The organism is Ktedonosporobacter rubrisoli, from assembly GCF_004208415.1.
GTDB lineage: Bacteria > Chloroflexota > Ktedonobacteria > Ktedonobacterales > Ktedonobacteraceae > Ktedonosporobacter > Ktedonosporobacter rubrisoli.
In genome coordinates this window covers 10,445,377-10,469,846 of sequence record NZ_CP035758.1, presented here as the reverse complement: position 1 = coordinate 10,469,846, position 24,470 = coordinate 10,445,377, and the positions used below count along the sequence as shown (strand labels likewise).

General features: G+C 51.8%; 21 protein-coding genes. 7 read left to right on the top strand and 14 right to left on the bottom strand.

Features of this window, described 5'->3' with window-relative positions:
• Positions 1–10: 10 nt before the first annotated feature.
• From EPA93_RS44780 to EPA93_RS50120, 7 genes are all read right to left on the bottom strand, one after another.
• The gene (locus tag EPA93_RS44780) at positions 11–838 is read right to left on the bottom strand and encodes a class I SAM-dependent methyltransferase (protein ID WP_129893777.1); all 828 of its coding nucleotides are present in this window, start codon (positions 836–838) and stop codon (positions 11–13) included.
• A 120-nt stretch (positions 839–958) separates the two neighbouring features.
• Positions 959–1,402 (bottom strand): SRPBCC family protein, encoded by a 444-nt coding sequence (locus tag EPA93_RS44775; RefSeq protein WP_129893776.1) that lies wholly within the window; start codon positions 1,400–1,402, stop codon positions 959–961.
• Positions 1,403–1,710: 308 nt separating this feature from the next.
• Positions 1,711–3,273: a cobyric acid synthase gene (locus EPA93_RS44770; RefSeq protein ID WP_129893775.1), complete on the bottom strand. Its 1,563-nt coding sequence runs from the start codon at positions 3,271–3,273 to the stop codon at positions 1,711–1,713.
• On the bottom strand, positions 3,270–4,367 hold the full coding sequence (locus EPA93_RS44765) for a pyridoxal phosphate-dependent aminotransferase (protein WP_129893774.1): 1,098 nt from the start codon (positions 4,365–4,367) through the stop codon (positions 3,270–3,272). Before EPA93_RS44765 ends, EPA93_RS44770 begins: the two co-directional genes overlap by 4 nt.
• A 3-nt stretch (positions 4,368–4,370) precedes the next feature.
• Complete coding sequence (cbiB, locus tag EPA93_RS44760) at positions 4,371–5,357, bottom strand: adenosylcobinamide-phosphate synthase CbiB (RefSeq protein ID WP_129893773.1); 987 nt, start codon at positions 5,355–5,357, stop codon at positions 4,371–4,373.
• Complete coding sequence (locus EPA93_RS44755; protein ID WP_129893772.1) at positions 5,354–6,205, bottom strand: helix-turn-helix transcriptional regulator; 852 nt, start codon at positions 6,203–6,205, stop codon at positions 5,354–5,356. The genes cbiB and EPA93_RS44755 overlap by 4 nt, the downstream gene beginning before the upstream one ends.
• A 261-nt stretch (positions 6,206–6,466) precedes the next feature.
• Positions 6,467–6,595: a hypothetical protein gene (locus EPA93_RS50120; protein ID WP_242527547.1), complete on the bottom strand. Its 129-nt coding sequence runs from the start codon at positions 6,593–6,595 to the stop codon at positions 6,467–6,469.
• 112 nt (positions 6,596–6,707) lie between these two features.
• Here EPA93_RS50120 and EPA93_RS44745 point away from each other — a divergent pair, with 112 nt between their 5' ends.
• The 4 genes from EPA93_RS44745 to EPA93_RS44730 all read left to right on the top strand — a co-directional run bounded on the left by EPA93_RS44745 (position 6,708) and on the right by EPA93_RS44730 (position 11,607).
• Positions 6,708–7,826: an RNA-guided endonuclease InsQ/TnpB family protein gene (locus EPA93_RS44745; RefSeq protein ID WP_129894846.1), complete on the top strand. Its 1,119-nt coding sequence runs from the start codon at positions 6,708–6,710 to the stop codon at positions 7,824–7,826.
• A 150-nt stretch (positions 7,827–7,976) separates the two neighbouring features.
• Positions 7,977–9,098 carry a Gfo/Idh/MocA family protein gene (locus tag EPA93_RS44740; RefSeq protein WP_129893771.1) on the top strand — a complete coding sequence of 374 codons (1,122 nt, stop codon included), beginning with the start codon at positions 7,977–7,979 and terminating at the stop codon, positions 9,096–9,098.
• Positions 9,099–9,368: 270 nt separating this feature from the next.
• A complete protein-coding gene (locus EPA93_RS44735; RefSeq protein WP_129893770.1) occupies positions 9,369–10,418 on the top strand; it encodes a sugar phosphate isomerase/epimerase family protein in 1,050 nt (349 codons plus the stop codon).
• A gap of 40 nt (positions 10,419–10,458) precedes the next feature.
• The gene (locus EPA93_RS44730) at positions 10,459–11,607 is read left to right on the top strand and encodes a Gfo/Idh/MocA family protein (protein ID WP_129893769.1); all 1,149 of its coding nucleotides are present in this window, start codon (positions 10,459–10,461) and stop codon (positions 11,605–11,607) included.
• A 69-nt stretch (positions 11,608–11,676) separates the two neighbouring features.
• Here EPA93_RS44730 and EPA93_RS44725 read toward each other — a convergent pair whose 3' ends face one another.
• Both EPA93_RS44725 and EPA93_RS44720 read right to left on the bottom strand, forming a co-directional pair.
• Positions 11,677–12,489, bottom strand: coding sequence for a slipin family protein (locus EPA93_RS44725; protein WP_422877911.1), 813 nt, complete (start codon positions 12,487–12,489; stop codon positions 11,677–11,679).
• Positions 12,490–12,959: 470 nt separating this feature from the next.
• Entirely contained in the window at positions 12,960–14,051 is a 1,092-nt protein-coding gene (locus tag EPA93_RS44720; protein WP_129893767.1) for a Glu/Leu/Phe/Val dehydrogenase dimerization domain-containing protein, read from the bottom strand.
• A gap of 303 nt (positions 14,052–14,354) precedes the next feature.
• On the opposite strand from EPA93_RS44720, the gene EPA93_RS44715 reads away from it, so the two are divergent.
• Positions 14,355–15,248, top strand: a complete 894-nt coding sequence (locus EPA93_RS44715; protein ID WP_129893766.1) for a 2-hydroxy-3-oxopropionate reductase — start codon at positions 14,355–14,357, stop codon at positions 15,246–15,248.
• Here EPA93_RS44715 and EPA93_RS44710 read toward each other — a convergent pair.
• The gene (locus EPA93_RS44710; protein ID WP_129893765.1) at positions 15,245–15,442 is read right to left on the bottom strand and encodes a hypothetical protein; all 198 of its coding nucleotides are present in this window, start codon (positions 15,440–15,442) and stop codon (positions 15,245–15,247) included. The genes EPA93_RS44715 and EPA93_RS44710 overlap by 4 nt on opposite strands.
• A 466-nt stretch (positions 15,443–15,908) precedes the next feature.
• Here EPA93_RS44710 and EPA93_RS44705 point away from each other — a divergent pair, with 466 nt between their 5' ends.
• On the top strand, positions 15,909–16,883 hold the full coding sequence (locus EPA93_RS44705; protein ID WP_129893764.1) for a threonine ammonia-lyase: 975 nt from the start codon (positions 15,909–15,911) through the stop codon (positions 16,881–16,883).
• 114 nt (positions 16,884–16,997) lie between these two features.
• Here EPA93_RS44705 and EPA93_RS44700 read toward each other — a convergent pair whose 3' ends face one another.
• The 4 genes from EPA93_RS44700 to EPA93_RS44685 all read right to left on the bottom strand — a co-directional run bounded on the left by EPA93_RS44700 (position 16,998) and on the right by EPA93_RS44685 (position 22,003).
• The gene (locus EPA93_RS44700; RefSeq protein ID WP_129893763.1) at positions 16,998–18,470 is read right to left on the bottom strand and encodes a 3-keto-alpha-glucoside-1,2-lyase-like domain-containing protein; all 1,473 of its coding nucleotides are present in this window, start codon (positions 18,468–18,470) and stop codon (positions 16,998–17,000) included.
• A 260-nt stretch (positions 18,471–18,730) separates the two neighbouring features.
• The gene (locus EPA93_RS44695) at positions 18,731–19,630 is read right to left on the bottom strand and encodes a hypothetical protein (protein ID WP_129893762.1); all 900 of its coding nucleotides are present in this window, start codon (positions 19,628–19,630) and stop codon (positions 18,731–18,733) included.
• An 817-nt stretch (positions 19,631–20,447) separates the two neighbouring features.
• Positions 20,448–21,728 (bottom strand): ATP-grasp domain-containing protein, encoded by a 1,281-nt coding sequence (locus tag EPA93_RS44690; RefSeq protein ID WP_207229370.1) that lies wholly within the window; start codon positions 21,726–21,728, stop codon positions 20,448–20,450.
• Positions 21,728–22,003: a hypothetical protein gene (locus EPA93_RS44685; protein WP_129893761.1), complete on the bottom strand. Its 276-nt coding sequence runs from the start codon at positions 22,001–22,003 to the stop codon at positions 21,728–21,730. The genes EPA93_RS44690 and EPA93_RS44685 overlap by 1 nt, the downstream gene beginning before the upstream one ends.
• A 377-nt stretch (positions 22,004–22,380) precedes the next feature.
• Here EPA93_RS44685 and EPA93_RS44680 point away from each other — a divergent pair, with 377 nt between their 5' ends.
• A complete protein-coding gene (locus EPA93_RS44680; protein ID WP_129893760.1) occupies positions 22,381–24,435 on the top strand; it encodes an ATP-binding protein in 2,055 nt (684 codons plus the stop codon).
• The last annotated feature ends 35 nt before the right edge of the window (positions 24,436–24,470 follow it).

The following is a 24,470-nucleotide window of genomic DNA, read 5'->3' as shown; positions in this document are numbered from 1 at the left end:
TAAATTCTATTTAGCGCTGCCAGTATACAATTGCTGAGCTCATTTCGCTCACCGGCGGAACAAGCATCCCATCTTTTTCCCACAGCCAGGCCTCCAGCATTCTGCGCAACTCGGTCCGCGTCCGCTCATTATCAGGCAAGATGAGTTGCTCTATGAGCTCTTCGACTGCTACTTCATAGTTGTGATAGCGCCAGCTGGGAGGCTTTGAAACTACCTCTACGTTGGCATAAATTCCCATTTCATACATGACATCAAGGGCATGAATATAGCTTGGTGACAAACAGCGCTCGCTTCCATGAAAATGGCGCCACAAGTGCCCGGTAAGCTCATCAAAATGACGGGCATGCAAATAGATGTAACAGGCTTGCCTGGCGGCTCGATCCAACTTAGCCAGAAAAGTATCCACTTCTCTTAGCGGGTAGAGCACATGGCTGCAGACAACGATATCGGCTTGCACGTCGGTCGCCGCCTCCTGCCAGGTGGTTGCTATATAAGAGAGGTTACTTATGCACTTCTGTTCAGCTTCCTGGCGCAGATAGCTGAGCATTGCACTATTTGGCTCAACCGCAACAACTTGCTTGGCGAGAGGGGCAAGGGCCAGTGCAAAACGCCCTGTGCCGGCCCCAACATCTAATACGCTGGATTGTGCGGTAACCGCCTGGCGCACTTTGAGAAAAAAGGGATCGCTGAGCGCGTTATCCTTTGTGGCCTGATGAAAACTGCGTGCGCGACGATTCCAGAAATCCGCGCTACTACGGCCCAGGCGCGCGTAAGCCTCGTCCATCTGTTGCGCACGCTTATCGATCAAATAATGCCAGCGTTCAAGAGCAGCCTGCATAGTCGACCTACCTTTTGTTTGTGCCCAATGATCTATCAGAAGTGTAAGAGGAAGCTCAGTCAGGTCCTTGCGCTGCTCTTTACAGCCTCCTCTTAGCCAATAGTCTCGCGGAAGTTTGCGTTAGGAAGTCTGAAGCTTCTCTTTGAGGCATTCGAAGAATTGTCCTGTAAGTTTTTCTGCAGTTCCTGAAAGCAGGCGTGCGCCCACGCTAGCGATAGTGCCACTTACAACGACATGCGCGCTCCAATCCATGCGTGTCTGTTCGTCCTCAACCGAGGAAAGATTCATTCTGCCAGACAGTTCAACAGCGCTTCCCGGAGCCTTTCCGCGCCCCTTTACTACCATGAGTTCTGGCTCATTCATCTCTGGCCGTGTAACATCCAGGGTAAACTTCGCCTTCACCGGGCCTACCCCAACCGCAATCACTGCTTTCCAGTGCTCATCACCCAACACCTCCAAACTTTGGAAGCCGGGAGCACAGGCTGCCACGTTATTCACATCGAGAAGATAAGTCCATACTTTATCGATAGGTGCAGCAATAGTCTGAGTACCTGAGAAATCCATAACGATGCATCCTCCCAAAAAACTTAGTGATGCTGCAGGCTGCGCTCATTTCTGAGGCCATGCCTCTTTATTGCATTAGTAACCTGGGCTCGTATACAGGAACAGCTATTCGCATGCTAGCAGCAAAAATAAAAAGAGAAATCATGAGCCTCCAGGCTCTTCAATGGCGGGCGCTGGCAGCTTTTTATAATCATATCACAAAACAGGCCTTCCCTTATCTCAGCAAAGATATATCCTGGCCTGAGCTCCATTTTTGGGCAAAGCACTTGCTAACGCAGAAGCCGAAATGATTACTTCTCCGGCTATGTTCAGGCTTCGGTCAAGCCACAAAGCTCTTTTAGCTGCGCGATATCGATATACGTCCGCAGCCAATCTGCCAGCTTATCATATTCGCGCTGACGACTAAAAGATGAGCCCTCGGCGACAAAAGGCTCTGACGATTTACGTTCCATTAAAGCTCTAATAATGCCTTGCCTGAAGGTATCATTCTCAAACAATCCATGCAAATAGCAGCCCGCACACCATCCATCGCGGCTGAGCCAGCCATCTTGCTGTTCTGTATCTATTATAAAGGGCCGCCTGGCCTGCGAAGCGTTCTCGCCTGAAGGGTCCGTGCGACCAATATGGATCTGATAAGCCTGGAAGCTAGCCCCTCGAAGATGGGCAAAGAGGCCGTGCGCTGTCGCATCATCGATCTGAGCCCGACTGCGCTGCGTGACCTTCGTCTCCAGTGCAGCGAACAAAGTCTCGATAGGTAATAAGTTTAAACCGGGCTCTATACGCGCAACCTGCGACTCTACTCCCTGGGGATCGCTCACTCTTTCTCCCAGCATTTGATACCCTCCGCAGATACCCAGTATCGCACTCCCCAGGCGCGCACAATTTCGAATGTGCTGGACTAAGCCACGGCGCCAGAGCCAGGCCAGATCCTCTAAAGTATTCTTTGTGCCGGGTAAGATTATGAGGTCCGGCTTTTCCGGCATTTCTGACGGAGAAGCGACGAAATGAAGCCGAACTGCCGGCTCGGTAGCTAAGGCGTCAAATTCATCATAGTTGCTCAAATAGGGGAGGCGCACAATGGCAATGTCGAGCCGACTTTCTGCGGGCTCAGTTGCCGGCTGTAGTAGGGCGGCGCTGCCGTTTTCCAGGGCCACGCTATCTTCTTCAGCAATACGGATATCCTGAAAAAATGGCACAGTCCCTACAACTGGCAGCCCACTCAGTTGAGCCAGCAGTTTCTCGCCATCGCGCCAGAGCGCTAAATCTCCGCGAAATTTATTGACGATCAGACCCTTTACACGCTGACGATCTTCTGGCTCTAACAGCATCAAGGTTCCCAGCAGCGAAGCAAATATTCCGCCTTTGTCGATATCTCCCACGAGCATCACGGCAGCCTCCGCTAGCTGGGCCACGCGCATATTGACAAGATCATAAGCCTTCAAATTGAGCTCAACGGGACTACCCGCGCCCTCAATGATCACCAGGTCATAACTGGCCCTCAGCTTCGCCAGCGCTTGCTCTACAACGCCCAGCCAGTCGCTGCGGTGGCGATAATATTCACGCGCCGCCATCGCATCAAGGGGACGACCCAGGACAATTACCTGGCTACGCGAATGCGACTCGGGCTTGAGCAGAATAGGGTTCATTTCAACGCTCGGCTCTATACCCGCTGCCTCTGCCTGCACAGCCTGAGCTCGGCCTATCTCGCCGCCGCTACGCGTAACCCAGGAATTTAAGGCCATGTTTTGCGCCTTGAAAGGGGCAACGCGCCAACCTTCCTGGGCAAAAAGGCGGCACAGGCCGGTCACAAGGATACTCTTGCCAACTGTCGAGGCTGTCCCCTGGATCATCAATGTATTTGCTTGCTTCATAACACCTCCTGCAAGGCGGCCACTAATCGCTGCCACTCTGGCTCTGGCCGGACGCTTACGCGGATATACTGGGGCAAGCCAAACGAGGTGCAGTCACGCACTAACAATTTTCTCTGCAGGAGCTTTTGTCTGATCAAGCAAGCATCTCCTACCTCGACCAGGCAAAAATGGGTTCGCGAGGGAAGCGCTGCTAATCCTGCGTGTAAAAGGGCGGCAAAAAAAGCCTGTCGCTCGCTCTCCAGGCACGCCAACGAGGTAGCCAGGTGCTCACGATCGGCAAGTGCTGCAACTCCGGCCGCCTGAGCCAGGGCGCTTACATTCCAGGATGGAAGCTGAGCGCTGAGCCGTTGCAGGGCAGCTTTAGCACCAAGCGCATAACCCAGGCGCACACCAGCCAGGGCAAAATCCTTGGTGAGAGAGCGCAGTACAAGCACCTGGGAGTCCGTAGAAAGCAGTTCAAGCGCCGAAAGCGGCTCAGGTGGGAAAAGAAAGTGCCGATAAGATTCGTCCATTACCAGCAAGGCTCCATTGTGTTGACAGGCCTCAAGCAGCTGTATGAGCTTCTGCTGTTCCAGATATGTACCCGTTGGATTATTTGGATTGCAGAGCCAGACAAGGGAGGGCTGTTCCTGCCCTAGCCAGTCGCCCACAGCGCTAACGTCAAGTTGAAACTGCTGCTCTTGCGATGCCCGCAGCTCGACAACTGTTGCTCCTGCCGCCAGGCTTGCCGCGCGATACTCGCCAAAGGTGGGGCCAAGAATAGCAGCCTTTGTTCCTGCTCCCAAATAACAGCGAGCCAGAGTCCAAATAAGCTCGCTCGTCCCGTTTCCGCAGATAATTTCGCTTATCTCTAGACCGGAGCCGCGCAGTTCATGGTCAAGAATGCTCTGCCTTAGGTGCCAGCAAACACGATCCGGGTAGCGATCCACAGCCGTGGCGGCAATGGCTTCATACACACGAGGTGAAGGCCCATAGGGCATACTATTCACGCTAAAATCCACGACTTCTCCAGGCTGCAGGCCCAGGCGGGCCAGTTCAAGATAATCAAAGGCTCCGTGGACAAGCGGCATTGGCTGATCCTTCAGATCTTCCAAGTTCTATATTCTCCTCCATCGTCTGCAGCAAGCGACAAGCACAAAAGCCAGACCGCCAACCCACCAGACCATCCTCTCGGCTCTCTTGATATCAGCTGCGCTAACCTGCTTTTGCGCATCTCCTAGCTTGTAATGTGCAACCTTTTCTAGCTGTATGTTTAACGCTCCTGCTGCCGCCGCCATCGGCTGACCAGCGTTAGGGCTTGCAGTCTTACGCGCATCGCGCCGCCATATTCTCCAGGCGTTTCGCCTATCGCCGCCAAATAGTGGCGCACAGAGCATGATGAGCAGAGCGGTCAGTCGGGACGGAAGTAAATTTAGGGCATCATCCAGTCTGGCGGCGGCTTTACCCAGATACTCATATTTTCCATGGTAGCCAATCATCGAATCAAAGGTATTAAATAAGCGATACGCCGCTGCCCCTGGCAGGCCCGCTATCATATAGTAGAAGAGTGGAGCTACTACCGAATCGCTGAGATTCTCGGCCAGCGATTCGATTGCTGCCGCCGCGGCTAGCTCAGGCGTCAGGTTAGAGCAATCACGGCTCACAAGGCTGCGCAAAGCCTGACGAGCGGCTGGAGTATCGTCTTGCTCTAGCGCACTGCGCACCTGGCTCCCAGCCTTGACCAGCAGGCGTAAGGCCAGGAAGGGCTTTAATGCGCCACCCACAGCAAGCGCATAAACACCCCTTGCCAGCCTTTTATGTCCCCGCTGCTGTATCCACGAGCGTAAACTGGCAGCCTGGCGCTGAAACAGGTACGCGGGAAATAGCGCCAGAGGAGCTGCCAGCAACAGCATGGCAATTCCGTAGAGTAACTGAGCCTTCTTCTTCCGGGGCGCTCCTGACTTCAGCTTACGGATGAGCTTACCATACCAGACAACTGGATGCCAGGCAGCCGGAGGCTCTCCGATCCAATCCACAGCCAGGGCTATCAGAGGCGCTATATCCGCAAAGCATTCCTTTGAACGCTTGTGTTTTACGATGTTCACCCTTGCCTTCCTTCATCGTTCATCAGAGCTTGCAGCTTCGCCACCGTCTCATTCTGGGCAAGAGGAGTATAGAGAACCATTTGCAGCTCAGGCTGCTCGGGCATGGGAAAGACGGTTGGATGCAGGACAAGATAGCCAATCTGCGGATGATTCATCTCATAGAGACCGCCACAGCCTAGCACAATTTCATGCTCAGGCCACCAGGCGCGGAACTCTGGGCTTGCCTGTTGCAATTCGGCAATCAACGCATTTAGCCAGGGATCATCAGGGTCTCGATCATACCTCGCGTGCAGGGAAGCCAGGCAGCGGCGGGCCTCACGCTCCCAGTTGACATGAAAAGTTCGGGCAGATGGATGCATAAAATGGAACCAGGGCGCGTTACGCTCGCGCTCAGAACGGCTGGCGTAATCACCAAAGACACGAGTAGCGATCTTGTTCCATCCCACGGCATTCACACGATCATCAAAGAGCAAGGCCGGATAGGTGTAGCCATCGAGGATCGCTTGAGCTGCCGCGTTGGGAGCAAGTTTTCTCTCGCCCTGCTCATACAGTGGAGAGGCTGGAGCCTGGGCCAGGTGAAATAAATGATGCCGTTCCTCGGCGTTCAGTTGCAGGATAGAGGCAAGGCGTTCCAATACCTGATCAGAAACCTGGATATTGCGACCTTGCTCCAGCCAGGTATACCAGGAAACCCCCACGCCAACCAGCTGGGCAAGCTCTTCTCGTCTCAAGCCTCGCGTTCGTCTTCTCTGAAACGTCGGTAGGTGAAACTGTTCTGGCTGCAGGCGGGCGCGCCGACTTTGTAAGAAATCGGCGAGTCCAGCCCGGCTCTTGACTCTTTCTCTCATATGCTCCTTTTGCGCTCAGCGCTCTGTGTTAGCGCTGAAGCTATGGCTTTCTAGACATATGATACAACATGCTCCCGATTAAAAGCTGAGCAGATCGACGCTAGATATCCCAGTTCGCTTGTTTTGCTGCCTGGCGGCGGCGGAGAGAGAAAAATATTGAACTTGGCCCATAATCGCGTCCGTGATATGGTTTAAGCAGATCTTACAGGAAACGTCCCAGAAAACCCCGCTCTTTTAAGAAAGGGGAGGAATGGGCCTTCCTTATTGTAGGCGTGGGAGGCATGGGATGATAGGTTGGGTCCTCCCATGCAAAAAACTCTCGACAGCACGTCGCACCAATTCAGCAATTGCCACGCCTTCTTGTTGAGATCGTTGACGAAGACGGACCAGTTGTTTCTCTCTGAGAGAGATGTGTCTGTTTCATCGTTCATGTTCCTTTGACATCCATCACGTTAAGATGTATAGTAGGGCAAAGAAAAAAGAAAGGGCAAGCAGCAAGGACGTGCTGATCTACGAATACAAGTGTACTGGGTCCAAAGCCCAATATGCCGCTATCGACGACGCGATTCGCGTGTGTCAGTTCATCCGTAACAAATGTGTGCGCTTGTGGATGGACGAGCATGCCACCAAGAACGAGTTGCAAGTCTACTGCGCTGTCCTTGCTAAAGACTACCCTTTTGCACGCTCCCTCAATTCGATGGCCCGCCAAGCCAGTGCCGACCGCGCATGGTTCGCTATTGTCCGTTTCTACGAGAACTGCAAAGCCAAGAAACCGGGAAAGAAAGGCTATCCCAGATTTCAGAAGCATACTCGCAGTGTCGAGTATAAAACGAGCGGATGGAAATTGGAACCCGATGGACGCCATCTCAGCTTCACTGATGGCTGTGGGATTGGCAGGCTCCGTCTGGTCGGCACCCGTGACATTGAACGCTTCCCCATCCAACAAATCAAACGGGTGCGCCTCATTCGCCGCGCGGATGGCTATTATTGTCAGTTTGTCGTCCAGGCACAGCGCCACGTTGAACACGTCTGGGGAGGACAGGCTGTTGGCATTGATGTCGGACTCAAAGCCTTTTACACCGACTCGCAAGGCAGCACTGTCGAGAATCCCCGCCACTATCGCAGGGCAGAAAAACGCCTCAAGCGCCTCCAACGTCGTCTCTCCAAGAAACAGAAGCAATCGGCCAATCGCCAAAAGGCACGCAAGACCGTTGCGAAAGCCCACCTCAAAGTCCAAAGGCAGCGTGAAGATTTCGCCAGAAAGCAGGCAAACGCGCTTGTCACGTCTCACGACCTGATTGCCTTTGAAGATTTGCACATCTCCAACATGGGACGCAACCACCACCTTGCCAAGAGTATCTACGATGCAGGATGGGACAGCTTCCTCTCGTGGGTGAACTATTATGCCTCTCTCCATGGCACAGCAGTCGTGGCGGTCTCACCACAGTTCACCACGCAGGATTGTTCTGCCTGTGGCACCCGCGTCAAGAAAAGTTTGAGCGTGCGCACCCATCTGTGCCCTGGATGTGGTCTGGTCTTGGACCGAGATCACAATGCGGCAGTGAACATTTTAGCCAAAGCGCTCAGTACCGTCGGGCAGACGGGAACTGATGCACCATGAGTGCATGAAACGCTTCTGGACAGGAGGGCCGCTACTCTCTCTCAGCAATGGGAGTCAGCAAGCCACCTGGAGGAGGGAAGAATCCCCGTGCTTGAGCTGGGGGAGTGTCAATTCGTCTCACAGCTAGCCTGATGGAAAAGAGGAGTCCTTTTGGCAACCAACACAAAAACGCAAGTCGGCATCATCGGATGCGGCCAAATCAGTTCTATTTATTTTAACGCCCCACAGATTTTTGATGTCCTCAACATCGTTGCCTGTGCCGATATTGATATGGAACGAGCACGCGCACAAGCCGAGCGCTTTCATATCCCCAAAGCCTGTAGTGTTGAGGAATTGCTTGCCGATCCCGAGATTGAGATAGTTATCAACCTTACAATACCGAAAGTACACGCGGAAATAGGCATGGCCGCCATCGAAGCTGGCAAGTCAGTCTACGGTGAGAAGCCTTTAGCTATCGAACTTGAGCAGGGACAGGCCTTGCTTGAGGCCGCCCGCAAAAGCAATTTACGTGTGGGCAGCGCCCCCGACACCTTCCTTGGTGGCGGACTACAAACCTGCATTAAGCTGATCAACGATGGGGCAATAGGAGTTCCAATTGCCGCTCATGCTGCCATGATGAATCATGGCCCGGAAAACTGGCATCCCGATCCAGATTTCTTCTACCAGCCTGGCGCGGGTCCCCTATTTGATATGGGTCCTTATTATCTCACTGCCCTTATCGCAATGATGGGTCCGGTAAAGCGCGTCACCAGTTCTACGCGTATCACTTTTCCCGAGCGCACCATTACCAGTACGCCAAAGTATGGCAACGTTATCAAGGTGAATACGCCAACCCACGTGGCGGGCATCCTTGACTTCGCCAATGGCGCCGTAGCCACGCTTACGATGAGCTTTGATGTCTGGTCAAATCACTTACCACGCATCGAAGTTTATGGTACAGAAGGAACACTGACTATCCCCGATCCCAATACCTTTGGCGGGCCTGTCTATCTGCAGAGGGCTCAAGAGAGGCAGCAAAGTGAGATCCCACTGACCCACGGTTATACGGAAAATTCTCGTGGCATCGGTGTAGCGGATATGGCTTACGCCCTGCGTTCGGGCCGTACGCATCGTGCCAATGGAGAGATGGCCTATCACGTGCTCGACATCATGCAAGCGCTCTACGCTGCGGCCGAAGCCGGTACGCGTGTCGAGCTTGAGAGCACCTGTGAGCAACCTGCTCCATTACAGGCCGATGAGCATCCCTGGGCAGAGGAAGGGCAGGACGACTAGCGTCTCTCCCCACATCTTCCCTGGGCATGACTCCATCATACCAACAAACCTGAGCCAACAGATGCATCGTTCATGATGCATCTGTTTCTTATCTACAGCTTTCTCACTTACGCACATAGACCAAGAAATCAAAGAAAAAAATAACGCGCAAGAGCGAGTACCAGCTATCACCAAGCCTGTTAAGCGGCTCTACAAAGATGCACCTGAGAGGCGCCAATGATATAATCAATTTAAAGCTGTCTAGTAGAAACATCTTGAAGGAGGGAATGCATGTCACAAATCAAAGGACCAGCCCTATTTCTAGCCCAGTTTGCCCAGGATACTCCCCCTTACAACACACTCTCAAACATTACGCAATGGGCAAAGGATCTCGGCTATCTCGGTATCCAGATTCCAGCCAACGATAGCCGCTTTATCGATTTGGATAAAGCCGCCGAATCGCAGCAGTACTGTGACGATCTGAAGGGGCAATGTAACGGACTAACAATCACCGAGCTCGCAACGCACCTTCTGGGTCAACTTGTAGCGGTACATCCTGCATATGACGTACTCTTTGACGTATTTGCACCTGCCAAATTTCAGAACAATCCTGCGGCCAGAACTGAATGGGCCAAAGGGGAACTCATCAAAGCGATCAAAGCCTCACGCAACCTTGGCCTTAATGTCATTCCCACATTCTCGGGTGCCTTGCTCTGGCATACAGTATATCCCTGGCCACAGCGCCCGCAAGGTCTTGTAGAGATGGGCTTCAAAGAGCTTGCTCGCCGCTGGCAACCACTTCTGAATGTGGCCGACGAGTATGGCATTGACTTCGCTTACGAAATTCACCCGGGCGAAGATCTGCATGATGGCGTTACTTTTGAGCGCTTCCGCGAAGCAACGGGGAATAATCCCCACGTGAATATTCTCTACGATCCCTCCCACTTTATCCTCCAACAACTTGATTATATCGGCTATCTCGATTACTACAAAGACTATATCAAAGCTTTCCACGTCAAAGATGCCGAATACAATCCCTCGCCGCGCTCGGGTGTCTACGGAGGTTATCAGAATTGGCAGGATCGCCCCGGACGCTTCCGCAGCCTGGGAGATGGCCAGGTCGACTTTAAGCAGGTCTTCTCGAAGCTGACCCAGAATGGCTATTCCGGCTGGGCAGTTCTCGAATGGGAAGACTGCCTCAAATCCTCTGAGCAGGGCGCGCGCGAAGGGGCAATCTTCATTAAGAGCATGCTCATCGATACGCCAACCAAAGCCTTTGACGATTTCGCCGGGGGCGCCACAGACGAAGCTACAAATCGTCGTGTGCTAGGCCTGAGCTAATCAATTCGCTGAATGCATAGACGTAGTAAGGAGGAGCAATATGGGTCGAGATGTCTCAAACAGAAAACTGCGCGCCGGAATCGTCGGAGGGGGATCGGGTTCTTTCATCGGCGGTGTGCATCGTATCGCGGCCGAGCTAGACGATCAAGCCGAGATTATCGCCGGGGCCATGGCCACAGATCCCCAGCGCGCGGCTGCTTCTGCTAAGGCCTGGTATCTACAGCGCTCATATAACAGCTATCAGGAAATGGCCGAGGCCGAGTCAAGGCGCGAAGATGGGATCGATTTTGCGATTATCGCTGCCCCCAACCATGTGCATTATCCAGCCACTAAAGCCTTTCTGGAACACGGCATCCATGTCGTCTCCGATAAGCCTATGAGCTTTAGCCTTGAAGAAGCGCAAGAAGAAGTGGCCCTCGTCGAGCGCAGCAATCTCATCTTCGCCCTAACCCACAACTACACTGGCTACCCGGCCATTCGCCAGGCCCGTCACCTGGTGCAGCAAGGCGAGATTGGCGAGATCCGCAAAGTCCTCGTCGAATATGTCCAGGACTGGCTGATGGATGCCCAGGAAAAAAGCGGCAATAAACAGGCAGCCTGGCGCACCGATCCCAGAAAATCAGGCCTGGCGGGCTGCGTTGGCGATATAGGCACGCATGGCGAGAATCTTCTCGAATTTGTCACCGGCCTAAAGATCAAAGCCTTATGTGCCGACCTGACAACGTTTGTCGAGGGGCGCCAGCTTGACGACGATGCGAACATGCTTCTACATCTGGAGAACGGCGGCAAAGGCGTGCTCACCTGCTCACAAGTTGCTGCGGGGGAAGAAAACGCGCTGAGCATCCGCGTCTATGGTAGCAAAGCAGGCCTTGAATGGCACCAGATGGAACCTAATACTCTCATTCTCAAAAAGCCGGGGCAGCCATGCCAGCTTCTGCGCAGAGGACTCCCTTATATGAGCGATGAGGCCAAAGCTGCCACTCGTCTCCCGGCCGGTCATCCCGAAGGATTCTACGAAGCTTTTGCCAATATCTATAAGATGGTTATTGCCGATATTCGTAGGGTAGAGACCGGGCAGAAACCGCAGGGTGGCTATCCTAACGTCTATGATGGCTTAAGAGGCATGCAATTCGTCACCAAAGCAGTCGAGAGTTCTCAAAAAGGCTGTGTATGGGTAGAAATGCCATAACGGTACTAGGGCTCACGACGATGGGAAGCCACTACGGCGTAGCTTCCCATCACAACCTGACCCACGCAACTATCTACGCGGCATATCTCGCGGACCATCGGTATGTCGTAAGGACTGCGTTATCCCTTCCTGATGCCCATTTTGCTTGAGCGCTTCCATGAATGGCGTCACAATATCCAGCGGCAAGGGGAAGACAATCGTGGAATTTTTCTCAACAGAGATCTCGGTTAGCGTCTGCAAGTAGCGCAACTGTAAAGCTCCTGCCTGCGAAGCAATCACATTGGCAGCCTGAGCAAGCTGCGTCGAAGCCTGCAACTCACCTTCGGCATGAATGATCTTGGCGCGCTTTTCGCGCTCGGCCTCCGCCTGCTTGGCCATAGCACGCTGCATCGTCTCGGGCAGCTCAATATCCTTGACCTCGACGGCAGTCACCTTTACGCCCCAGCGCTCGGTATACTCATCGATGATCTCCTGTAGTTCCTGATTAATCTTTTTGCGTTCCGCTAACAACTCATCAAGCTCAGATTGACCCAGGATGTTCCGCAGCGTGGTCTGACCAATCTGTGTAGTGGCCTCAAAAAAGTTCATTACGTTGACCACTGCGGCCGTGGGATCAACAACGTAGAAGTAGACAACAGCCGTCACTCTTATCGTAATATTATCGCGCGTAATAACTTCCTGGGGCGGCACGTCCAGAGTGACTATACGCAAATCAACCTTGATCATACGCGAGATCCACGGTACAACCCAGAATAGGCCTGGCCCCTTTGCTCCCACTAACTTGCCCAGGACAAAAATCACTCCTCGCTCATACTGCTGTACAACGCGCAGCCCCCAGAAAGCAATCAAAATGACTAGCACAATTAAGACGGTCAACATCATTCCCATAGTAAATGCCCTCCCCAACGCTTGCATCAGGTAAGGTCTCTGTCCTCATATACCCCGAATTTATGCAAGCATTCCCAGATTATTGAATTAACGCGATGGACAAGCTTTTTATCACTCTACTCGGTAAGAGAAGAAGCAAGGTTGGAGGCAAGCCACAGGATCATGGCATTCCTTACCTCTCTCCCAGAGAGCTAAGCGCCAGGAAAAATTGGCCCATCGCGTTAATCAGTAGATAATAACTTTAATAAGTATAGGATAGATAAATAAGTCTATGCTGAGCAATTTATGATATAGAACTGAGAACCTATAGCAGGTAGAGACAGCAGAAAGCGCTTTCCGCTATCCCTACTCCAAAAGCCTCTTTGCTATCAGTGCAGCCTTGGGATTTGGCAGGGTAGAATTTGCCGCTCTTCAGCTAGCAACTGACGACAAGAAGCAGCGTTTGGTCTACTCTGCCTTGCCGCTCATTTCTTCTCGGCCCCACTGGCCAGGCTCTTGACCTGGCGCACCATGGCGATACGTTCTTCGGCCAGCACGTCGGCAGCCCGATACGTTGGTATATGCTGCGCACGAGCCAGCGCTATTAGTTTCTCAACTGTTTCATAAATACGTGCTATAGTTTCCTCGGCGCGTAAACGCTTGAACCCACCCGGATTGAAGCTATCAATGCCTGCCAATACACCGCCAGCGTTCACAACATAGTCTGGTGCATACAAGATGCCATGCTGCTCTAACATATCGCCATGGCGTTCCTCAGCAAGCTGATTATTGGCCGAGCCGCACACGATTTTACAGTGCAGTTCCGGGATCGAGCGATCATTGAGCACGGCCCCCAGGGCACAGGGACAATAGACATCGACTGCCTGTTGAGCGATCTCATCCGGCGGAACTACCCTCACCCCATGTGCAGCGGCGACACTTGCGACTTTCTCCTGATCTACATCAGCAATAGTCACAATTGCCCCGGCTTTGACTAACCGCTCAACAACATCTTTACCAACCCCGCCAACTCCCTGCACAGCAACACTGCGCCCTTGCAGCTCAGGACTCCCATAGATCGCTTTGAGGCAGGCGCGTATTCCCTGAACAACGCCAAGCGCCGTCGTCTGAGCGGTATCGCCAGGGCCACCTAGAGCTTCGGAGACAGTCACGATGTAGGGAGATTCCATGCGCATAATCTCCATATCGCGCACAGTTGTCCCTACATCTACTCCGGTCACAAACAGACCACCCAGCCGATTGATAAAGCGGCCCAGAGTGCGCAAGAGGGCTTCAGTTTTATCGCGCTTGGGATCTGCAATGACCACACACTTTCCACCACCAAAGTTCATGCCAGCCGCCGCACACTTATACGTCATAGCTCGCGCCAGGCGTAGAGCATCTCCGACTGCATCTTCCTCGGTAGCGTAAGGCCACATTCGTGTCCCGCCTGCAGCAGGTCCCAACGTTGTATCGTGAATAGCAATTATCGCTTTGAGCCCTACGCTCTTCTCCTGGCAAAAGAAGAGATTTTCATAATCATACTGTTCCATGAGTTTAAAGGTGAGGCTGTCCATATATGCAATCCTGGCCTTTCTCAAAGCAAACTTACAGATATTCTATGCCTAATTATAACCTGGTTTTATGCGAGTTCCTGGATTTTTCCATATGCGTTCATGTAGTTCTTGAGAGCCTGAGATGGGAAAGCCTAACGAGCGTCTGTATCCGATCCACAATTATGCGCCCATTCAGCGCGCGGCCTCGCACTGGCTATAGAGAAGCTCGGCACGATAGCCGATTTGCAACCCGGTTTATGACTCCTGTATTATGGAAATGACAAAGATGCAAGCCAGCAGGTTAAGAAGGAGGTTTGAAGAGTTATGCCGGAGACGATCGGCTTTATCGGGCTAGGTATCATGGGGCAACCCATGGCCCACAATCTGCGCAAAGCCGGATTTCCACTGATTGTCCACAATCGCCATCCCGAAGTCACCGAACAGTTTATTGCGGCAGGAGCACAAGCAGCCAAGAGCGCCCGCGAGATAGCCGCAGCTAGCGATATCGTCATCACCATGCTCCCCGATACAGCGGTAGTAGAGCAGGTTTTAAGCGGGCCAGATGGCGTCATTGAAGGAGCGCACGACGGGCTTATTGTGATAGATATGAGCACTATTTCCCCTGTCGCGACGCGTGCACTGGCTGCTCTCCTGGCTCAGCACAATGTGAGCATGCTCGATGCTCCGGTCAGCGGCGGAGACAAGGGGGCCATCGACGGAACTCTCTCAATCATGGTGGGAGGCCAAAAGGAGACGTTTACACGCTGTCTGCCAGTTTTCCAGGCTATGGGCACAACCATTGTTCACGTGGGAGACCATGGCGCCGGTCAAACTGTCAAAGCCTGCAATCAGATCGTGGTAGCGCTCATTTTCGAGGCAATTAGCGAGGCGCTAGTTCTTGGCTCCAAGGCCGGCGTAGATCCCGCCAGAATCATACAAGTACTTGGCGGTGGTCTCGCGGCCAGTAGAATCTTAGAGCTACGCGGCGCGACGATGGTGGCCCACAATTTTGCTCCAGGAGGCAGAATACGTTTTCATCATAAGGATCTAGGCATTGTTCTGGAAACTGCACGCACCTATGGGGTCTCGCTCCCAGTAACTGCCCTTGTAGATCAGATGTTTGCTTCCCTGGAGCTGCGGGGACGCGGCGATCTCGATCATTCCGCCCTGCTTACCTATTTAGAGGATCTTTCGTCACATCGTATAGGCTCAGGCTAACCTACAGGCTTACCAACTTTGTGAAAATCGGCCCTGGCTTCAACATGGTCAGGGCTCACGCGCAAAACCAGCACAATTGGCTGAACGCCATCACCCACGGCTACCTCAAATTTATATTCTCTCCCTCCATCAATTGTTGGTTTTGTATGCATAAGCTCTACTACAGGAACTTGTTGAAACTTCTGCCCATCCATAAGATTCACGCTTCCTTTTATATCTTCAAAAATTTACCATTTTTATGGTTACGCTAATTTTACGCTGGTTACCTCTTTTGCTATCCGCCAATAGCAACTGTATTATTAGCACGGATCAGCGGCACAAGGAGTTCCAGGCATCTGGCATAAGGGATTAGCACTATGCTAGCTGGTCTCCATGTGCTTGATAGGTGTGCTGAAAAAATTCTCCTCTTTTTTCTCTTCCTGGCAACTTGACTCTCAAATTTAGTTCATGGCAGTAATCAGCGGCGCATAATGTTTCAAGGGGCAAGATCAAATCGTAATTGGCAGGAACCAAGATCCAATGCCGTTTGCCTGTAACGGCAAGCGAAGAGAGTACCAGCAGCTTTTCATACACCACACTTTCTCTAGAGAAAGTAGGAGGGGAGAACGCGTGATACAATATCCCTGAACCTGCAACAACCTCTATCCTTGGAGTTCATACATGCATAATTACACAACAGCTCCCGAACTAAGTGATGGGTACATCGGTAGTGTTTGGGAAAAGTTACCTCGCTACGTGCGACCCACCTTGCTGCTGCCCGCTCCTTCCCTCTCGACTGAGCTCAAATGTGAGCTGACTATCGCGAGTGAGACATTTCAGCATACCGGCAGCTTCAAATTCAGAGCTGCCTATAACCTCATCTCTAGCATTGAGCAGCAACACGTTATCACAGCCTCGTCAGGAAACTTTGGCCAGGCCGTAGCCTACGCCTGCAAGCTACTGAGGAAAACCTGCACTATCGTCATGCCGGCCACCTCGGCCAGGGTAAAGATTGAGGCAATCCAAGCCTATGGTGGAACTGTTGATCTCATTGATGTACAACAGATCAGTCGGGAAGAACGCGTTAGCCAGCTCATGGAGGCCAATCCAGGCGCCTTTGAGGCCCATGCTTATGATGATTATCGCGTCATAGCCGGAAATTCCACTCTCGGCAAAGATATCTTCAGCGCTGGCGAATTCGATACAGTCGTGGTTCCTATCGGCGGCGGCGGCCTGAGTTCGGGCGTCATTATTGCGCGTGACCTCCTTCAGGCGCAAACAGCGATCATAGGCGCCGAACCTCTGCCGGGCAACGATGCCGCCCAGTCATTGCACAATGGCCGCCTGATAAGTAACGCGCAAGAGCCAGATACTATCGCAGATGGCGCCCGGACCAGGAGCCTGGGTCATATCAACTGGGAAATACTACAGCGCGGCATAAAAGACATTATCGAGGTACCCGACAGGCAAACGCTACGGACAGTACGCTCTTATTTTCGCTATGTTAATTTGAAAGTTGAGCCAACCGGGGCACTTACACTTGGAGCTCTCTTTAGCGCTCCCGAACGCTTTTACGGGCAGCGCGTTTGCTGCATTGTGAGTGGAGGAAACGTCGATCCGGCGGTCTATGCTCAGGCTCTTCTAGAACAAGACTGATCTCGTTTAGAAGGGTGGATAAGAGCAAGCGCCTGGCTCTTGAGGGGAGAAAGAAAAGATAATTTTCGCGTAGGGAGAAAGGAGCGCAAGTAGTAGTTATGCGCTCCTTTTCTCTTATTGAGGAGGATATATCGCTAAGTTAGAAAACTTAGCTTGCGCTCCCGGTTTTGCGTTTTGCAAATTTGAGACAAAAAACGCCACAGAGCCACCAACATAGCTACTATCTGTAATCGTTTTTAGGGTCTCTCCATTCACCACAAAAGACATTGATGGGCCTTTTGCCACAATAGAGATATGGTTCACCGAGCCCTGTTTTTGAATAGCGGAACTAAAGGTATAATCCACAAGCTTGGTAGCAGTTGAATTGCCTTTGGGATCTGCGGCACCTTTGAATATTGCATAGGAGCCATCGCCATAGAGCTCAAAACGATAATAAGTAGCCAGCTCACTCGTCTGACTTGAGGAGCCACGAATATATATACCATACCCGTTATTCTGGTCGCCCTGGGCAAGCGTCGCATCAACAGTCAGATTAAAATCCTTCAAGCTCTTGCCGCCAGGCACCAGTTCCCAGAGTAGCCTGTTATTCTTATCCTCCAGCGTCAAGGCACCGTTCCCGACAGCGACAGAAAACTTTCCAGGATCACCCTGAAGATTCCACCCACTGCTATTATTTTTAAAGGAATCGGCGAATATAGGAGTGCCTTTGGGCTGAGCTGTTGGTGACATAGCGGTCGAGGACGAGGAGGTTGTAGCCGCATTATTATTTCTTGACGAAAGCAGCATGTACCCTATCCCACCGCCAATCAGCACCACGAGAAGCACAACAACGCCGATGATGATCTTCATGTCTGGAAGGCGTCGTTGTGCTGGCGGCTGACTCAAGCCTGGAGGTGGTGCCGCGTCGGACTGGAAGCCACCGGCTCCGCCCGGCATCGCAGGAGCGCCTCCATAAAATCCCTGAGGCTGCGCTGGCCCACCCTGCTGATAATCTGCTCCAGGCAGCGGAGAAGGTGACCAGCTCCCACCGCCCATAGCCTGCGTTGGTGAGGCATACGGTGTTGTCCCCAGGTTACCAGTAGCAGGTGCAGAAGGTGACCAGCTTCCACTAGAGCCCACGGACTGCGTTGGTGAGGCGTAATTATCGGCGCTATTTGTTTGCGCCGATGGCCAGGCATTCGCGCCACCCACCATTGGCGTTGGCGATTTAAACAATGAAGAACCTGAAGGGCTGGGACCAGCAGACTGCGCCGATGGCCAGGCATTTCCATCCCCCATAGGCTGAGCTGGTGAGCCAAACTGTGCTCCACCAAAGTAATTAGGTTGTGCATTGCCCTGGCTCAGTGACGATGAAGGGCTGTTCCAGGAGGACGCGCCTTGCTGATTCTGGTCCATTTGCGCCTGCGGCGCACCTCCCCCCCATTGAATATTGGAGGCAAGCGACCCTGTTCCAGGAGGAGTCCCTTGAGCAGGCGTATTTGAATAACCACAATTTGTACAATAGACCTCATTGGGCGGAAGCGCCATCCCGCAGCGCTGACAAAGCTGTGCCGGCGCGCCTCCAAAAGGAGGGTAGGCTGAGGACATAAACACCTCCAAATAACAAAAACCGTAGATATACTGAGCCAGAGTATCTCACACTCTTCATGAGATGTCCAATTCAACCTTCTTTATGTAGCATATTTGGGGCACATTCTTACCCATTTCTTATTTTTTTTCTCTCGTATGATGGCTCCAGTTGGCAAATTACCACGAGAATTACCCCACAAGCGCGGCAAGCCTGTGGGGTCCACACCAATACGCCAAGCCAGCCCCAACGGCAAGGTTTAAAACACCGTGTAGGCCGCTTAGACCTCAACCCACTCTTTGTTTACAAGCTTGTGTTTTCCCACTTCCATGGATTGCCTGGCATAAGGATGCTTGAAGCAATCAGCCACTGCGATTTCAGGCAAAATATCTTCGCCTATGCCAGCACGAACAAAAAACGCGTTGAAGCCATAGCGCTGGCAGCCAACCAGCCGGTATCCCTTCTGCTTCGCTAGATTGGTCAAGGCAAGTAAAGAAGCTCCATAGTAATTTCTATGCGGCTCTCCTTCGTAGCGCGCAACAAAATCGGGGCTATAGGGAACGGTAACCGAAACATCTGGTCCCAGACGTGGATTGTTCTCCACAACCATTACGCGCGGAGTAACACACTCAAGCGCTTTTAAGACCCAATAATCCACCCCATCCATGTCCAGAGACAATAAGTCTATGTCACCAGCAAAGCCATGTTCCCGGATCAGCTCATTACAATTTTCCGCAGTAATCCAGGCATGCACGATTTTGGGCGGCCAGCCATTAGTATCTGAGCAGCGCGCATAAAATGCCCGCCCTCTTTTTACCTTTTCACCCCTGCCATCAAAGAGCAGGCCTTGCCAGCCATGATTAATCAGTAAGTTGGCCGTGTTACATTCGATTCCGTCTTCACAGCACATCTCGACACATTTCTTATTCGTCGTGCCGAGTACTGAGAAGAGGTATAAAAGGATACCATCTTCCCCTTGTTGGGAGAAGGCGCGAAATTCTACCTCTTCGAAGCTGGGAAGAGGTACACGAAGCGCGCACATCGTTTTGTATTGCTGAGCTAAAAGTATCTGGGCGACTTTACTAGAATGCTGCTGTACATACTCATCTGTAAAGATGATCTCGTGGGCATCCCTCATGGCTCTTTTAAGAAACTTCTTTCCCTGGCTAATGATGGACATATCAGGCACTCCTTTTTCTGTTTTATCACAGGCTCTGCTTAAATGAGCTAACCCAAAGATCATTGGAAGTATGGGTAGCAGCAAGGTCCAGCTTGCTGCTACTGCCTCTCTAGCGATGTTCAGAGACCTTGGGCCAATTGCCAGGTCAGCTCTTGCCCATTCGAGAGCAGCCCGGCCAACCCAGACCACAACATTTCCCTGTCAATTCACCCAAAGCTCAATCATTGTGAACACTGCCTCTATACACTGCGAAACTCACTGTTGAAGGCTTTTTCTGCTTTTTTCCCCGGCAAAGACTCGCTTATTCTGTCCATTAATAAGCTACAGTACTCTTCTTAATAGACTGTTTGAAACATAATACACGCTTTTTCTTTGCTATCAAGCCTTTTGAGCTTAAGCCAAATATGCGCTAGTACATAAGTACATGCAGATGCTACAATTTATCCTTTTACCCAAAAAGCTAAATACACCTCGGTAGCTTGCCATGCCCATAGTTAAAGATATGGTGGTTTTTACAAGCAGCGATGGAAATTGCAAGTCAGGATTCATAACAAAGGTCAGCCATATGGAGCATGAAGAAAGTGGAGGAAGATACACGCAATTACTTGATGATATGATAAGTAAATGCTTCTAACGTAGCAAAAGATGTACTATGAACGAATATGTCCCTAATCCGCAATTGAGCAGCTAATTACTACTCGTCTCACGCTCGTCAGCCAGAGGATTGAGCAAAAGGGCGAAGGTTTCTGTGGCTTTGGGCAACGCCTTTCCTTGCTCAATCCCCTACGCGCATTCAAGCAGATGGAGAAGCGCAGGCTTAGCCTCTCATGCGACTTAAGACCGGGATCTCTCGCCTTATCTCAAAGTGTAAAAGCTGATGGGCTTGGCGAATAGCGGTTTCTACCTCAGCGGCGGTTTCTCCACGTGCAAAGATAAAGCCAAGATAGCTCGCGCCTTCGGGCAACGGCACAAGTTGATGGTTCAGCTTAGCAGTAATTTCCACACCCGTAATCAAGGGTACCGCCTGAGCCTGCTCTACGCCATGAACCGCTTTTAGCATGCCCGCAGCCGGAATTGGGATCATCATGACACCTGCCGCGTGCTTATCTCGCTCAACGGAGGCAATTTCCTCGCCGATAGCATGGCGCAGGATTAACTCTTCCAGGCACATGCCGGAACCGAACTCCAGAACTGTCGAGCATAGTCCACCGATAGAGCGGTTGGCGATTTCCAGCATCCAGGGTCCCTGCTCATTAACGCGCAGCTCTGCATGCACCGGCCCCTCACGTAGACCCAGCGAGGCCGCGGCAAGCGAGACGCAGCGAGCGATATCTTGCTGCGTTTTCTCTGCCAGTCTGGAAGGAGTTGTATAGATCGTCTCCTCAAAAAAAGGTCCATCAAGTGGATCTGGCTTATCGAACAAGGTCAATACCTTGAGCTGACCGTGGGTCAGGATACCTTCAAGGGCCACCTCAAAACCAGGAATAAAATCTTCTACAAGAAAAGAGGTTCCATATTCCGGCTCCCCTTCGCTCAACAACAAGCGCTTCAAACGCTGAAAAGCCACCACAAATTCAGCCGGGTCATTGGCCCTGATCACGCCCCTACTGCCGGAGAGCCGGCGCGGCTTCAGCACACACGGATAGCTCACGCTTGCCGCTATCTCCTGCGGATCATCGCTAAGCCAGAACTCACGAAAGATCGGGCATGGAGCCCCACCAGCAGACATCAACTTACGCATAAGCAATTTGTCGCGGGCCGCTTCCGCCGCCTGTGGGGAATTGAAGGCCAGCCCCAAAGCTGCACTGGCATGAGCGGCCAGCTCACTTGCGCTATCATCGACCGAAAGCACGGCCGCAAGCGGATGCTCGCGCGCAAACTCCATAATAGTCTGTAGCGAAGTCTGTATATTGGTGAAATCTACGCCTAATGGTACATGCCAATAATCGGCTAGCGACTCTGGCAGATCAATGCCTACAACTACCTCAAGTTGTAAGCTTTGGGCAGCGCTCAAAAAGGCTCCTGCCCTATATGTAGCCGGCGACATAAGCAATAAAATGCGCCGCTTCGTTTGCTCTGTTATTTCTTCTCGCATCATTATTCTTGCTCGACATCTACCGAAAAGCCCTGTGACTTCAGGGCGGCAGCTAATCCAAACAGGCGCGCATCGCCACGTACTGTCCAGAGTAGCTCAACAGCATTTTTTCCTGTATCGCTAGCATTATCCCAGAAGCATTCATATGTTCCTTGCCAGTTGCGATGCTGGACGCGGCCTTGATAATGCCAGGGTGAGCTCATAGGCCGCCTATGATTAAAGCCATATCCCGCGCTTTCCACGCTGGCGAAATCTCGGCTACGAAAGATGACCTTCATAAATCAGCCTCTCGTCTATATATATTTTTCTTTCTTTATGCAAATCCCGATTCCACAGGCAGAGTATAATAATATTAGCAGTAGCTGCTATGCTGCCCGCCATAGGGCACATTTAGTATACATCTTTTTGTTCCTTTTGTAATACTTAACAGCCCGGGCGGCATTCATTATACATGGCCAGGGAAACTAACAATTTCTCTGGAAACAACTCTAGCGAGAAATGGCAGATACGATGTTTATAGAACCTGGGGGCAATCCTTCAAACGCTTAAACGTGCCTGGTTTTGTATTCAAACGCCTGCAGGGTTGCTCGCTTACTTTATGGCCGGGAAGCCAGTGGCACTATAGCTTTTTCGTGGTCTATGTAGGGAGGGAGACGTGCATATAACGAGCCACACTAACGCGAAAGATAATCAGACAACAGACATTATCCTCGAACATTTGCCTACCGGGGTCGCATTATACGATGCGTCGTCCCTGCAATTATGCCAAGCAAACGCTCTTTTTCACACATTCCTAAGCGCTTATTCCGCTCTGGTCCAATCGAGAGATTGCAGCACAAATTGTACTTTCGGCGGTCAGCTTCCCGAGAGCGGACTCACCTTCGCGCGGCTGTTGCAGCTTGTAGCAGAAAGGGATGCGCCATACACCGGACGATGTAGCATTCTTACCCCGGACAATACGCTCGGCTGGAGTTTAGAGATTCATCCAATACATGCTCAGGATGGGCATATCATCCAACTTCTAGTTACTACCAGCGAGATCGCCGCAAACTCCCCAGACACACCCTCCAGATCAGAAACGTCCCCGCATGTACCCTCTCTACAGGCTCCCCTAAATTGTCTGCGGATTATTGAGCTACTTGCGCGCAAAGTTCACGAAGCCCTTAGCCCGCTGGCAATTGGGCAAACGGCTATCCACATCCTTGCCGACTACTTACCACTCAGACATATATATATCCATACTGCAGATGCAGAGCTACAAATGCTTCATTTACTCACCTCATCACCCTCTATGAAAAGCGACAGCCAGCAAACCAGACAAGCCATTCCATATAGCAGCCATTCGCCGCTAGCCGAAGTACGACGCACGCAAAAACCAATCATCGTGCAAAATGGCAACGACCACGCGCCTGAGAGCAGCCAGTTCTCTTTCCAGCCAGGCACCCATTGCTACATCTGTATACCGCTCTATTTCAAGGATCAATTTCAAGGGACCCTCACAGCTACCTTTGACCAAACACTTCATCAGCAGGGAGAAGAGGTACAGATCCTCACTGGATGTGCTGTGCACCTGGCCTCAGCCCTTGCACAAGCCCATCAGCACGCCACAGTAGAGAATAAATGCAGGCGTTTGCATGCATTACTGGATCAGCTCCCATTAGGAATTGCGGTTTTCGAGCACGATCATCGGCTCAGTTATCTAAACAGTGCCGGAGCTCGCATTTCTGGTATCCCCGCATCTGATCTTCCACCAAATGTCGCCTCGCAATCCTCTTTCTTCTCAAGCTTAAAGCTGCCTGGCCAACCGGCATCACATATAGAGCTTCCACATATACGCGCCCTGCATGGCGAAACCGTATCTCCGCACGAGTATGCAGTCACGCAACCCACGGGCAAGCAGACGTTTCTTCGCTGCTCTGCCGCTCCCCTCAAGGGAGAAGAGAAGCTAGCCGCAGCGCTACTTATCTTTCAGAACCTTACTCGCGATACACAACTTGAACAGCAAGCCGACTTCCTCTCCATCGCTAGCCACGAGCTGCGCACTCCCATCACGGCTATCCAGGGCTTTGTCGAAATCCTCCAGATGCAGCACACACAGAATCAGGGCCCAGATAGTCCACGTTTTCGTAAAGCTCTCGATAGCCTCCATGCACATGTTCAGCATCTTACACGTCTTATCAACGAAATGCTTGATCTGACCATGCTCAAACATAGCCGGCTCCCTATTTATCCCTCCATTCAAGATCTGCGTGCTATACTAACAAACGTCATAGAAACATATAGTCTGGTAAGCCGGGAACATCGCTTCAGCTTAAAGTTAGGAGAGCAGCAAACGGCAGAACCTCTTATTGGGCCTTTTGATAAAGATCGCATTATCCAGGTCCTTAACAACCTGATTAGCAATGCTATCAAATACAGTCCTAAAGGCTGTGAAATTGAAGTTGGGTTGCGCCGTCTTGTCGACACCTCGGAAGAGGCTCTTATCTGGGTCAAAGATCAGGGTATAGGCATTGCTGCACACGAGCTGCCTCATATCTTCGAGAGGTTTTATCGTGCCAGCTCGTTGGACCGTTCTATTAGTGGGTTAGGTATTGGCCTTTATCTCGTCAATGAAGTGGTTATGGGCCATCATGGAAGTGTCTGGGTTGAAAGCGCCGAGGGCATAGGCTCAACGTTCTACGTACGGCTTCCACTATGCGAGAATCAGTAGTAGGTGCTGATAGCTTTTCTAGAAAGATCAAAAAA

Excerpts from the sequence above, each read along its gene's own strand:
- EPA93_RS44780 (WP_129893777.1), bottom strand. The coding sequence starts at position 838 with ATGCAGGCTGCTCTTGAACGCTGGCATTATTTGATCGATAAGCGTGCG.
- EPA93_RS44775 (WP_129893776.1), bottom strand. The coding sequence starts at position 1,402 with ATGGATTTCTCAGGTACTCAGACTATTGCTGCACCTATCGATAAAGTA.
- EPA93_RS44770 (WP_129893775.1), bottom strand. The coding sequence starts at position 3,273 with ATGAAGCAAGCAAATACATTGATGATCCAGGGGACAGCCTCGACAGTT.
- EPA93_RS44755 (WP_129893772.1), bottom strand. The coding sequence starts at position 6,205 with ATGAGAGAAAGAGTCAAGAGCCGGGCTGGACTCGCCGATTTCTTACAA.
- EPA93_RS44735 (WP_129893770.1), top strand. The coding sequence starts at position 9,369 with ATGTCACAAATCAAAGGACCAGCCCTATTTCTAGCCCAGTTTGCCCAG.
- EPA93_RS44730 (WP_129893769.1), top strand. The coding sequence starts at position 10,459 with ATGGGTCGAGATGTCTCAAACAGAAAACTGCGCGCCGGAATCGTCGGA.
- EPA93_RS44725 (WP_422877911.1), bottom strand. The coding sequence starts at position 12,489 with ATGATGTTGACCGTCTTAATTGTGCTAGTCATTTTGATTGCTTTCTGG.
- EPA93_RS44720 (WP_129893767.1), bottom strand. The coding sequence starts at position 14,051 with ATGGACAGCCTCACCTTTAAACTCATGGAACAGTATGATTATGAAAAT.
- EPA93_RS44715 (WP_129893766.1), top strand. The coding sequence starts at position 14,355 with ATGCCGGAGACGATCGGCTTTATCGGGCTAGGTATCATGGGGCAACCC.
- EPA93_RS44710 (WP_129893765.1), bottom strand. The coding sequence starts at position 15,442 with ATGGATGGGCAGAAGTTTCAACAAGTTCCTGTAGTAGAGCTTATGCAT.
- EPA93_RS44705 (WP_129893764.1), top strand. The coding sequence starts at position 15,909 with ATGCATAATTACACAACAGCTCCCGAACTAAGTGATGGGTACATCGGT.
- EPA93_RS44700 (WP_129893763.1), bottom strand. The coding sequence starts at position 18,470 with ATGTCCTCAGCCTACCCTCCTTTTGGAGGCGCGCCGGCACAGCTTTGT.
- EPA93_RS44695 (WP_129893762.1), bottom strand. The coding sequence starts at position 19,630 with ATGTCCATCATTAGCCAGGGAAAGAAGTTTCTTAAAAGAGCCATGAGG.
- EPA93_RS44690 (WP_207229370.1), bottom strand. The coding sequence starts at position 21,728 with ATGATGCGAGAAGAAATAACAGAGCAAACGAAGCGGCGCATTTTATTG.
- EPA93_RS44685 (WP_129893761.1), bottom strand. The coding sequence starts at position 22,003 with ATGAAGGTCATCTTTCGTAGCCGAGATTTCGCCAGCGTGGAAAGCGCG.